15 protein-coding genes are annotated in these 11,605 nt (G+C 46.2%); 13 read left to right on the top strand and 2 right to left on the bottom strand.

Translation table 11 applies throughout. The features are described from left to right. The 13 genes from AC3FZD_RS10085 to AC3FZD_RS10025 all read left to right on the top strand — a co-directional run bounded on the left by AC3FZD_RS10085 (position 1) and on the right by AC3FZD_RS10025 (position 8,754). Entirely contained in the window at positions 1-561 is a 561-nt protein-coding gene (locus AC3FZD_RS10085; RefSeq protein WP_488739999.1) for an adenylate kinase, read from the top strand. Positions 562-701: 140 nt separating this feature from the next. After that, the gene (gene infA, locus AC3FZD_RS10080; RefSeq protein ID WP_271938968.1) at positions 702-926 is read left to right on the top strand and encodes a translation initiation factor IF-1; all 225 of its coding nucleotides are present in this window, start codon (positions 702-704) and stop codon (positions 924-926) included. An 88-nt stretch (positions 927-1,014) separates the two neighbouring features. Continuing rightward, positions 1,015-1,128 (top strand): 50S ribosomal protein L36, encoded by a 114-nt coding sequence (gene rpmJ / locus AC3FZD_RS10075; RefSeq protein WP_271938971.1) that lies wholly within the window; start codon positions 1,015-1,017, stop codon positions 1,126-1,128. A 98-nt stretch (positions 1,129-1,226) separates the two neighbouring features. After that, positions 1,227-1,610 (top strand): 30S ribosomal protein S13, encoded by a 384-nt coding sequence (gene rpsM, locus AC3FZD_RS10070; protein ID WP_283755970.1) that lies wholly within the window; start codon positions 1,227-1,229, stop codon positions 1,608-1,610. Between the two features lie 85 nt (positions 1,611-1,695). Then, the gene (gene rpsK, locus AC3FZD_RS10065) at positions 1,696-2,085 is read left to right on the top strand and encodes a 30S ribosomal protein S11 (protein ID WP_271938977.1); all 390 of its coding nucleotides are present in this window, start codon (positions 1,696-1,698) and stop codon (positions 2,083-2,085) included. Between the two features lie 124 nt (positions 2,086-2,209). Continuing rightward, positions 2,210-3,151, top strand: coding sequence for a DNA-directed RNA polymerase subunit alpha (locus AC3FZD_RS10060; RefSeq protein ID WP_488739998.1), 942 nt, complete (start codon positions 2,210-2,212; stop codon positions 3,149-3,151). Positions 3,152-3,202: 51 nt separating this feature from the next. Continuing rightward, positions 3,203-3,592 (top strand): 50S ribosomal protein L17, encoded by a 390-nt coding sequence (gene rplQ, locus AC3FZD_RS10055; protein WP_488739997.1) that lies wholly within the window; start codon positions 3,203-3,205, stop codon positions 3,590-3,592. A gap of 43 nt (positions 3,593-3,635) precedes the next feature. Further along, positions 3,636-4,484: a tRNA pseudouridine(38-40) synthase TruA gene (truA, locus tag AC3FZD_RS10050; protein WP_488739996.1), complete on the top strand. Its 849-nt coding sequence runs from the start codon at positions 3,636-3,638 to the stop codon at positions 4,482-4,484. A gap of 35 nt (positions 4,485-4,519) precedes the next feature. Continuing rightward, positions 4,520-4,975, top strand: coding sequence for a 50S ribosomal protein L13 (gene rplM / locus AC3FZD_RS10045; RefSeq protein ID WP_488739995.1), 456 nt, complete (start codon positions 4,520-4,522; stop codon positions 4,973-4,975). Further along, positions 4,975-5,391 (top strand): 30S ribosomal protein S9, encoded by a 417-nt coding sequence (rpsI, locus tag AC3FZD_RS10040; protein ID WP_283755965.1) that lies wholly within the window; start codon positions 4,975-4,977, stop codon positions 5,389-5,391. Before rplM ends, rpsI begins: the two co-directional genes overlap by 1 nt. 226 nt (positions 5,392-5,617) lie before the next feature. After that, entirely contained in the window at positions 5,618-5,845 is a 228-nt protein-coding gene (gene rpmE, locus AC3FZD_RS10035; protein ID WP_488739994.1) for a 50S ribosomal protein L31, read from the top strand. Between the two features lie 97 nt (positions 5,846-5,942). Next, the gene (gene prfA / locus AC3FZD_RS10030) at positions 5,943-7,043 is read left to right on the top strand and encodes a peptide chain release factor 1 (RefSeq protein WP_488739993.1); all 1,101 of its coding nucleotides are present in this window, start codon (positions 5,943-5,945) and stop codon (positions 7,041-7,043) included. Positions 7,044-7,071: 28 nt separating this feature from the next. Continuing rightward, a complete protein-coding gene (locus AC3FZD_RS10025; RefSeq protein ID WP_488739992.1) occupies positions 7,072-8,754 on the top strand; it encodes an asparagine synthetase B family protein in 1,683 nt (560 codons plus the stop codon). Between the two features lie 157 nt (positions 8,755-8,911). On the opposite strand, the gene AC3FZD_RS10020 is transcribed toward AC3FZD_RS10025, so the two are convergent. Further along, positions 8,912-9,868 (bottom strand): toprim domain-containing protein, encoded by a 957-nt coding sequence (locus AC3FZD_RS10020; protein ID WP_488739991.1) that lies wholly within the window; start codon positions 9,866-9,868, stop codon positions 8,912-8,914. A gap of 504 nt (positions 9,869-10,372) precedes the next feature. Then, a complete protein-coding gene (locus AC3FZD_RS10015; RefSeq protein ID WP_488739990.1) occupies positions 10,373-11,560 on the bottom strand; it encodes a diaminopimelate decarboxylase family protein in 1,188 nt (395 codons plus the stop codon). Positions 11,561-11,605 lie beyond the last annotated feature (45 nt).

Here is an 11,605-nt window from a genome sequence, read left to right as displayed (position 1 = left end):
ATGTCAAGGTTGATTTTTATTGGCCCCCCAGGTTCTGGTAAGGGAACCCAAGCCGCTGAACTCTCCAAACGAGAAAAAATTCCCCATATTTCTACAGGAGAAATTCTCCGTAATAGTGTGGCTAACAAAACAGATTTGGGGTTGAAAGCTAAGTTCTATATGGATCAAGGCTCTTTAGTTCCTGATGAGTTGGTTTTGGATTTGGTTGAGGAGCGGTTAACTGAAGAAGATGCCCAAAGTGGGTGGATTTTAGACGGGTTTCCTCGTAACAGTTCCCAGGCTGAAACCTTCCAAAAGATGTTATATTCCAAGAATAAGGATTGTGATTATGCCATTTTCTTGGAGGTTCCAGAAGCAATTTTAATTGAGCGTCTTTTGTCTAGAGGACGGGCTGATGATACGGCCGAGACCATTCGCCATCGCTTGGAGGTTTATCATGAGGAAACTCAACCTTTGATTGAGTTTTATGGCGCTCGTGGTAAACTGAGACGGATTCGGGGAAATCAGCCGGTGGAAAAGGTGACTCAAGATTTACAACATGCTTTGACTATGGGACATTAGGCTATAACCGCTCACAAAATCGAGTTTGACAAAAAAAGTTTGATAAGATATGTAAAGACCCCGGAAATTTTGTTTTCGGGGCATAGTCATGGGAATGGAATTCCTATACTAAAGACCTGTTGAATTGAGGATGGATTACATTGGCTAAACAAGATTTGATTGAAATGGAAGGGCAAGTTACAGAATCCTTGCCTAATGCGATGTTTCGGGTAGACCTGGATAATGGGTTTAATGTGTTAGCCCATATTTCCGGTAAGATTCGCCGGAACTATATCAAAATTCTGCCAGGCGATCGCGTCAAAGTAGAATTGACTCCCTACGACTTAACCAAAGGGAGAATCACCTATCGATTGCGTAAGAAGTAGAAATGACTCCCTCTCTCCCTCGTCAGGTTTGACAAAACCTAAGTAAAACTGATAAGATGTTATATTTGTAGACATTGAGAAATAGGACATGAAAGTCCGAGCTTCCGTCCGTAAAATGTGTGAAAAATGCCGAGTTATCCGCCGTAAAGGTCGGGTAATGGTTATCTGTTCTAACCCAAAACATAAGCAACGTCAAGGTTAACTCAAACCGAAGACCCATGGAATCAGTTGGAGAACAGATCAACCTTCCCCCCCAGGGGGATAACCTAGTTAAGTTGTTCAAGACGAGGGAGAAAAAGCGTGGCCAGAATAGCTGGTGTAGACCTGCCGCGAGATAAGCGGGTAGAAATAGGTCTGACCTATATCTATGGGATCGGATTAAGCCGCTCTCAAAAGATCTTAGCGGAAACTGGAGTAAATCCAGATACAAGAGTTAAAGATTTAACCGACGCAGATATTGTTGCCCTAAGAGGAACTGTAGAAACCCAATATCAAATTGAAGGGGATCTCAGACGTTGGGAAGCAATGAATATCAAACGTCTGATGGACATTGGAACCTACCGTGGCAGACGGCATCGTATGGGATTACCCGTAAGGGGACAACGCACCCGCACTAATGCCCGTACCCGTCGTGGAGTCCGCCGCACTGTAGCCGGTAAGAAGAAAGCAGCAGCTAAGAAATAAATAGTCTGCTGTTGATGGAACTCCCCCAATGGGAGCAATCCGTCAAAAACCTCTGAGATAACGACCAATAGAGTGCAACACAATTATGGCACGACCGAAAAAAACAGGCCCTAAAAAACAAAAGCGAAATATTCCTAATGGTGTAGCTCACATTCAATCGACATTCAATAATACGATTGTGTCGATTACTGCTCCAAACGGAGATGTAATCTCTTGGGCTTCAGCCGGATCGAGTGGATTTAAGGGAGCCAAAAAAGGAACCCCTTTTGCGGCGCAAACGGCTGCTGATAGCGCGGCTCGTCGGGCAATCGACCAAGGAATGCGGCAAATTGAAGTCATGGTCAGCGGCCCGGGATCGGGGCGAGAAACCGCTATCCGTGCCCTACAAGGTTCAGGTTTGGAAATCACTCTCATTCGAGATGTCACCCCCATTCCTCACAATGGATGTCGTCCTCCAAAACGGCGACGAGTCTAGGGTAATGGCGATCGCATCTGCAAACCTTGCAGATGATGAAGCCTAAACCCATTCAATGACAGAACAAACAGCTAGGAAGGTCATGTAGAACCCTCCTAGAAAGCAGGCGAAGGGAGGTGGCTCTGTGGGGCAGTTTCAGGTTGAATGTGTTGAAAGTTATACCGAAAAAGATCAAAGTCAGTACAGCCGATTTATTCTAGAACCCCTAGAACGAGGTCAAGGAACCACGGTAGGCAATGCCCTGAGACGGGTATTGCTTTCTAACCTATTGGGATCAGCCGTGACCTCAGTAAGAATTGCTGGCGTAAATCATGAGTTCGCAACCATTCCAGGCGTTCGGGAAGATGTTTTAGAAATCTTACTGAACATGAAGGAAATCATTGTTAAAAGCTACTCGAATCAACCCCAAATTGGCCGTTTAGTGGCCACGGGGCCAAAAACGGTGCAAGCAAGCGACTTTGATTTACCGTCAGATGTGGAATTAGTCAATGGGAATCAGAAGGTAGCCACCCTATCGGAGGGAGCAACCTTAGAGATGGAGTTTCGGATTGAAACCGGAACCGGATACCGCTCGGTAGACCGGAGTCGTCAAGATCCAACCTCCCTAGACTTTCTCCAGATCGATGCCATTTTTATGCCCGTGTCTAAAGTCAATTATATGGTTGAAGATGCACGGGTTGGAGGTTCCTTGGAACAAGACCGGTTGATCCTTGATGTAACCACCAATGGGAGTATCACTCCCCAAGAAGCCCTATCTCAAGCATCAAGTATATTGGTTGATTTATTTAGTCCCCTCAAAGATATTACCTTTGAGCCACTCAAGGATGAACCAGAACTGACCGATGATCCCAATAGTCAGATTCCGATTGAAGAATTACAGTTATCGGTGAGAGCTTACAACTGTCTCAAACGAGCGCAGATAAATAATGTATCAGATCTACTAGATTACACCCAAGAAGATTTGCTGGAGATCAAAAACTTTGGAGCTAAATCAGCCGAAGAAGTGATTGAAGCCCTGCAACAGCGGTTAGGAATTACTCTGCCCCATGAAAAGGCAAAATCCTAACTTCGGTCATGGGTTAAATCTTGTCTAAACTTTGAAACGTGGAAAAGTGTTATGCGTCATCGTTGTCGTGTCCCCAAATTGGGAAAACCCGCAGATCAGCGTAAGGCTCTACTAAGATCCTTAGCGACTGAATTAATCCGTCATGGTCGGATTACAACCACAAAAGCCAGGGCGAAAGCCGTCCGTAGTGAAGTGGAAAAAATGATTACCTTGGCCAAAAGTGGAACTCTGGCGGCCCGTCGGCAGGTTTTGGGCTATCTATACCTGAGCGGGAGTTCTGATCCCAAAGAACATCTGCTGAGGAAAAAGCAATTGGTTCATGCGCTGTTTGAACAAGTCCCATCTCGGTATGCCGATCGCCAAGGTGGATATACTCGCATTCTGCCCACAGTTCCTCGTCGGGGGGACAATGCAGAAATGGCGATTATCGAATTAGTCTAAGTCAGACCGAAATCTAGGTGATGGGGAATACAGGGGAGAACGAATGAAATCCCGTTGGCAACTCAAAGACTCGGATAATTTGACTGATAAGCGTCAACGAATTGCTCTCGCGATCCAGTACCTGGGAACCCATTTCCAAGGTTGGCAGCGTCAAGGAAAAGGAGAACGAACCGTACAAGAGGAACTAGAAAAGGCGATCGCCTCCGTGATCGACCAGCCGGTTCCCGTTGTAGCGGCCGGTCGTACAGATACCGGAGTCCATGCTGCTGCTCAAGTAGCCCACTTCGATGTCTCTGGGCCCATTCCTCCCGAACGGTGGGCGACCATTCTCAATAGTCGCTTACCCGAAGACATTCTCATTCGCGGTTCTGCTCAGGTGGCTCCCACTTGGCACGCCCGATTTTCGGCCCTTTGGCGACGGTATCGATATACCCTCTATACCCAAACTAACCCCAACTTATTTGTGCGGCATCTGACTTGGCATTATTATTATCAATCTCTGGATGCCAACCGAATTCAAGCCGCCCTCGACCCTTTACTCGGTCGTCATCACCTATCCGCCTTTCATCGGGCTGGATCGAGTCGCAAGCACTCCTGGGTAGATATCCAAACGGCCCAATGCACTGCCCAAGACCCATTTATGGAGATCGAAGTCCAAGCCAATGGATTTCTTTATGGCATGATGCGACTTCTGGTGGGATTACTGGTCAAAGTTGGTACAGCAGAAATCACCCCCACAGAATTTACCCATCTGTGGCAAGAAGAACGGCGAGATTTAGTCAAATATGCAGCCCCAGCCCAAGGCTTGTGTTTGCTGCGCGTCGGCTACCCAGACCCCCCCTTTCCCCCAGAGGTTTGGTTTGACACTCAACCCCAGTTTAAATTGGGTTAAACCGAATCCCCCTCTATCAACACAAACGATTAATTATGACTAAAACCTACTTACCTTCCCAAGAGAGTCTAGACCGCAAATGGTATGTGGTCGATGCCAATGGCCAGCGCCTTGGTCGTGTGGCTACAGAAGTGGCCAGTATCTTACGGGGCAAAAATAAACCGATCTTTACTCCCCATATGGATGTTGGGGATTTTGTCGTCATCGTCAATGCCGAAAAAATTCAGGTCACCGGTAAAAAGCGGGATCAAAAACTCTATCGCCGCCATTCTGGTCGTCCAGGGGGGATGAAAACGGAAACCTTTGCCAAACTGCAAGGACGAATTCCAGAGCGAATTGTGGAAAAAGCAATCAAAGGGATGCTGCCGAAAAATGCTTTAGGACGCAAGCTCTTTACCAAATTAAAAGTCTATGCGGGACCCAAACATCCCCATGAGGCACAAACCCCAGAAGTTTTAGAATTGAAAACCGTACCCGGAGAAGATAACTAATGCAAGCTACTGAGAGTCAAAAAGATCGGGCTGTTTATTGGGGAACTGGACGCAGAAAATCTTCTGTTGCTCGCGTGCGTTTAGTTCCCGGCCAAGGGGAATTGAAAATTAATGGTAAACCGGGAGATCTCTATCTCCAATTTAATCCCCAATATCTGGGAGCAGCCAAAGCTCCCCTGGAAACTTTGGGTCTGGAAAATGACTATGATGTTCTGGTGAATGTCAAAGGGGGTGGATTAACGGGACAAGCGGATTCGATTCGCTTGGGTGTGGCTAGAGCTTTGTGTGAACTCGATCCAGACAATCGCCAACCCTTGAAAATTGAAGGGTATCTAACCCGTGATCCAAGGGCAAAGGAGCGGAAAAAATATGGCTTACGCAAAGCAAGAAAAGCTCCTCAATACTCGAAACGGTAAGGAGAAGGGCGGGTTTTGCTGCGCGACAGGAAACACCCATTTTTCCCTTTTCCTACCAAGATGTAGGGGCGGGTTCACCAATCTTTCCCTTTTCCTACCAAGATCTTAGTGAACCCGCCCCTACTAAACCTGCTTGCTGTTGGTGTGGGTTGGGGAGCGATCGCGATTGGATTATAATAGGGTTTAAACCCACTGAGTTAATCGTTTTTTTGAAAGTGTAATCATCATGCCTAAATCTGATATTCACCCTAAATGGTATCCAGAAGCCAAAGTGTATTGTAATGGCGAGTTTGTGATGACGGTGGGTTCGACTCAACCGGAAATTCATGTGGATGTTTGGTCTGGAAATCATCCGTTTTTTACGGGAACTCAAAAGATTATTGATACCGAAGGACGGGTGGAACGGTTCCAGAAACGGTATAACTGGATGGGAAGTAAGGGTAGCAAGAAGTAGCAGCTATTGCGTTTGATCTTGGTGGGTTGTAGGGGTTTAAACCTACAGTCCATGTATCATTCCCCTGCTGTAAACAACCTAAATCTTGGACAAAACAATGGCTGAAGCATATCTTCTTGACAAACTAACTTCTGTTGAACAGACGTTTAATGAATTGACTCGTCGGTTAGCCGATCCAGATATTGCCACCAATCCAGAGGAGGTGCAACGGGTTGCTAAGGCTCGTTCTTCTCTGGAGGAGGTGGTGAATACCTATGAGATTTGGAAGAAGGCTCAAGAGGAGTTGATCGGAGCGAGGGAGATTTATAAAGAGTCCAGTGGCGATCGCGAACTGCAAGAGATCGCTGCGTTGGAAGTGCAAGAGTTGGAGATGAAAATCGATCAGTTAGAGCATCGATTAACCATTTTGTTGCTGCCCCGCGATCCCAACGATGATAAAAATATTATGTTGGAAATCCGTGCGGGAACGGGGGGAGATGAAGCGAGTATTTGGGCGGGGGATCTGTTGAGAATGTATTCCCGCTATGCAGAAGTGCAAGGCTGGAAGGTGCAACTGGTGAGTGAGTCTCCGGCAGAAATGGGGGGATTTAAGCAGGCGATCCTAGAGGTGAAAGGCGATCGGGTTTATAGTAAGCTCAAGTTTGAAGCAGGTGTTCATCGGGTGCAACGGGTTCCAGTGACGGAAACGGGGGGACGAGTTCATACTTCAACGGCGACGGTGGCGATCATGCCGGAGGTGGATGAAGTGGAGGTACAGATTGATGCTAAAGATGTAGAGATTAGTACAGCTCGTTCCGGCGGTGCGGGTGGACAAAATGTAAACAAGGTGGAAACGGCGGTGGACTTGTTCCATAAGCCGACGGGGATTCGGGTGTTTTGTACGGAAGAGCGATCGCAGTTGCAAAACCGAGAACGGGCGATGCAGATTCTGCGAGCAAAGCTGTATGAAATAAAGCTGCAAGAACAGCAGGAAGCGGTTACGGATATGCGGCGATCGCAGGTAGGGACGGGTTCGCGATCGGAAAAAATCCGCACCTACAACTACAAAGATAACCGGATCACCGATCACCGTCTGGGTCAAAACTTTTCCCTAGCAAGTGCCTTAGAAGGGAACATTGAAGCCTTAATTCAAGCTTGCATTACTCAAGATCAGCAACTGCGTTTAGAAGAACTCGCCAGTCAAACCGTTCAAGCTTAGAAAAAGGGGGTAAGAAAGGGCAATTGATATGTCTTTTTTCTTTCCTGTGTTCTATTCTCAGACCGATCGAAACCGGGTGTATTCCCGATCGGTTACGCCCGACTGGTGGGTGGTTTTCGGCGATCCTGATGTTCCTGACGGTATCGCAGCCAATCAAACTGTAGCGAAAAGTACGGGCGATCGCCGGTTTGTGGTGGTGGGTGATGAGACTGGAGTGATGGAGAAGTTAGAGGAGTATGGGGAAGTTCGGCCGGCGATCGCTGCTCTGCATGGGATCTTTGCGGTGGTTATCTGGGATCGGCAGCGTCGAGAACTGTGGTTAGGGCGCGATCGCGTGGGAGGAAAAACCTTATACTATACGATTTCCGGTTCCAGGGTGTGGATTGCTCCCCGGTTGAGGACGCTAACCCCATTCCATGACCGAGAATTAGATGTGATTGCCTTGCGAGATTATTTGTACTGTGCGTTTGTTCCTGGAGAGCGCACCCTGTGGAAGGGAGTGCGAGAAGTGCGTCCGGGAACCCTCCATCGATGGGTTCAGGGAGCGAGAGTCCCAGAGATTGAGGTCTATTGGCAACCGGAAGAGCAAATCGGCGATCGCCAACAACCCTTAAACTGGCATGGGGAACAGTTGCGATCGCTGCTTACAGAAGTGGTTGAGGAGTCCTTACCCCCAAGGGAACCTGTAGGCGCGTATTTATCCGGGGGATTAGATTCAAGCTCGATCGTTGCCTTAGCCAGTCAGTTACACGATCGCCCAGTTCATACCTATTCCATTCATTTTGGCCCCGACTATCCCAACGAATTAGAGTTTTCTAATTTAGTCGCGCACCATTGCCAAACCCAACATCATATTCTGGAAATCAAACCCCAAGAAGTCTGGGAAAAATTGCCGATAACCCTGGCCAATTTAGACGATCCCATTGGCGATCCGCTCACGGTTCCCAATTATTTATTGGGACAAGCAGCCAAGGAAGATGTTGGCGTTATCTTAAATGGAGAAGGGGGCGATCCCTGCTTTGGCGGCCCGAAAAATAAGCCCATGTTGTTGTATGAGTTGTATGGCAGTTTCAACCAAGTGGCTCAAGATCGCCTAACCACCTATTTAAGTTCGTTTAAGAAGTGTTTTACTGATGCACCAAAGCTGCTTAACCCGGATATTTGGCAGGAAGTAAAAGATACCCAGTCTGTGTTTGCTCCCGATCTCAATTCAGAGTTTGAATATCTCAATCGATTGATGCTGCTGAATATTAAATTTAAGGGAGCCGATCATATTTTAACGAAAGTCAATAATTTAACTCAAGCCGCCGGAATTGAAGGGCGATCGCCCCTCTTCGATCCGCGTATTGTAGACTTCAGCTTACGAGTACCTCCCGAATATAAGCTCTCTGGAGCCAAGGAAAAAGCGGTATTAAAAGCAGCAGTCGCCGGACTCTTACCTGATAGCATTATTCACCGTCCCAAAAGCGGGATGCGGGTTCCCGTGGGTTGGTGGTTCTTCCGATACTGGAAGCGCCGGACAAAATCTTTACTGCTGAATCGGAATGCGGCGATCGCACCGTATATCAATCAACCCTTCATTCGGGAATTCTTCAATCCCGAAAGTCCCTACTATCATCGATTTGGCATTAAACTCTGGATGCTTGTCAGCTTAGAAATTTGGTTGCAAACCCAGCCTGATATCATATCAAGTCCGTTGGATCAATCATAATATAATAATGTCATTGCGAATGGAGCGCAGCGAAATGGAGCAATCTCGCCAATCTCGGAAGTCTCGGCGACTGCTTCCCGGAGGTCGCAATGACAACTATTTAATCGGACATTATATCAATTAAAAATCAAAAATGGGTATCGGTTGAGGCTGTCAATCATCCAAAACTAGCAGAACTGTAAATAGCAATCTCCGTTTCTGTCGCTCCCATAAAGTTCTCATTTTGCCATTCCGTGCGGTTTAGGGTTAAGGTTTGCCGGACAATTTGCAGCAGCTTTTTCGGTGTAAAGGATTCTAATTCTACAAATAATCCTTGATCTAACCATGCTAATTCATCAGCAGACAAGGTTTGTCGAACCGGTTGAGGTAAGGATTGTGCTTGCTGTTTAGATTCTGTTGATTTACGAATATACAAATTAGGGTTAGCCAAGACATGACTGGGTTTTAAACCCATATCACAAATCACCACTTGAGAGCCTAAAAACCATTGCCGACTACTGCGTAAATGATGCACCAAACTCACCCCGCGAGGACTGGCATCATGGAGCGTATAAACGGCTAAATTAGGATTAGATTTAACCATTTCTAAAATGGTGCTAAACACTGTTTGCGGATAGCCTGTAATGCTGAGAATGGCGCACTGATGATCGATATGAATGTTGTTGGCAAGGAGAAATTGGGCTAGGGTAGAGGTATCGCAAACGATCAGGCGATCGAAACTATAATTGACGATCTCTGGACTCATGAAAGCTTCTGCACTTTCATCCTTGGGAGAGGGCAGAAGCTTATCAATAGTGCCATTAATTCTTGCCCATTGTTCTATCCAACGATCTAAATCTTTAGTTTTATGGGGAAATAGGGTTCCAGGATTAATTCGATTTCGTGAAATTTGCCAAGCAAGATACATCAAATAACTGCCTATCATGATGCCGATTAAAAACAGAATAAATACAACTAAGCCTACATCTTGACTTCGATTAGAATCGAAAGACCAAGTTAACAACAGAATAATAGATAGCAAAAGTTCACCACCTATCAATACCTTCACCCAAGCCATGTGCTGTTGACGATGTTTCGGTGAATTTTCAGGAGATTTACTTAATTTAATGGCCATTATTGCAGAAAATATACAATGGACAGAAATATAAGCTAAAGACACAACTAATATCAAGATAAAAATAGGAGTATGATCGATAAGTGCCTCCATATAATTGATAATGTTGATCATCGCAGAAAGAGGAACAAAATTTAATAATGTATATAGAGAGACTAATACAAAAAGCAAAAGCACGAGGAAACCCCCTACACCGAAGATAAGAAAAGGACTCAAGAATAAGAAAGCAAATATATATCCTCCTAAGCCATAGTTCATCTTAGCAAAAAGCCGGTTTTCTAGAGTATAAGCAAACTGTTTTCGAGTAAAAAAGTTGTTTCCTTCGCTGGAAGTAAATTTTAGAGAATTGAGAAAATGGGTGTCGGAAAATAAGCCCCCGTCCTTTGGCTCAAAACAAAAAGGATGGCCGCATTGTTTACACTTACTCCCATTCTCTGTGCGCTCTTGATACTTATTATCGGTTTGACAGTTTATGCATTTCATGGCTACCGATCCCTGAATAGGTTATTGAATTTGATAATTGAGCAAAGTCTGATAATCTTCCCGTTGGCGGATGAGTTGATCCTGTCCGTTTTCTAACAATACTTCTGCGGGTTTGGGTCGGTGGAGAAAATGGGAAGACATGGCATATCCATAAGCGCCACAGTCTAGAATAGCCAGAATATCGCCCCGTTTCAGTTGGGGAAGTTGGCGATTTTTTCCTAGGTAGTCGCGGGAATAGGTGGTGTTACCACAAATATCAGTAAGATAGCTCTTTTCTGAAGGGGAAAAGGCTCTAATTTCTCGATGGGTTCCGTAGACGGAGGGAACGGATAAGTTGGCGACTGTGGTATCAACGCCGACAATTTGTTTGTTGTCTTGCCATTTGCTGGAAACGACTTGAGTGAGTAGGGTTCCGCAACCAGCGATCGCCGCTCGTCCGGGTTCGATAATTAACTCGATCGCTCGATCCAGGGTTTTCAGTTGTCTGGCGATCGCTTGCCCAAAGTCTGGCCAATTAAAGGCAATTTTACCCTGGTGATAGGGATAGCCAAACCCACCGCCAAAATCCAGGTATTGCCAATCGGGTAATTGCTCACCAACAGCTAAAATCGGCTCGATGACTTCCGTAAAGGCTTCGGTAGCATTGGTTCCCGTACCGCGATAAAAATGAAGTCCGGTGATTTTCAAGCCAATAGATGCGGCTATTTTAAGGGCTTCAGGAAACTCCTGGGGACGCACTCCAATGCGACTATCTCCCGTTAATTCAGGAAGGTTAAGCCGAAATCCTAAGCGGGGATAAAAGGGGGGCTGGATCTCGGAAAACACTTGACAGAAGCGATCCAATTGATCCAAGCTGTCCAAGTTATAGGTCGTAACCCCCCAATTGAACATTTGGGTAAATTCTTGGGAGTTTAAGTTACTGCCACTGTAGACAATTTGGACTGGATCGAATCCAGCTTTTAAGCCCAGGAACGCATCTCCTGGGGTGTTCGCATGAAGTCCCCAACCCGCTTGTTGAAACTTGCGGAGTAAATGGACATTGCCATTGGTAACGCTGGCAAATTGGAAGTGAGTGTGGGGATAGGGAATGGAGGCGCTAATCTGAGCGATAGTGTGCGCGAGGCGATCGCCGTCATAGACATAGAGCGGCGAACCGTAAGTTTCCAGTAACTTTTGTGCCCGATGCGCCCAGTCTAAACTGTCAGCCATTGGATCAGTTTTTTACTGTATTGACATTAATATTATAGTCCTATC

Source organism: Roseofilum sp. KMC-1 (genome assembly GCF_057802075.1).
The sequence above is the reverse complement of the archived record's forward strand: the minus strand, read 5'-3'. Positions and strand labels throughout refer to the sequence as shown.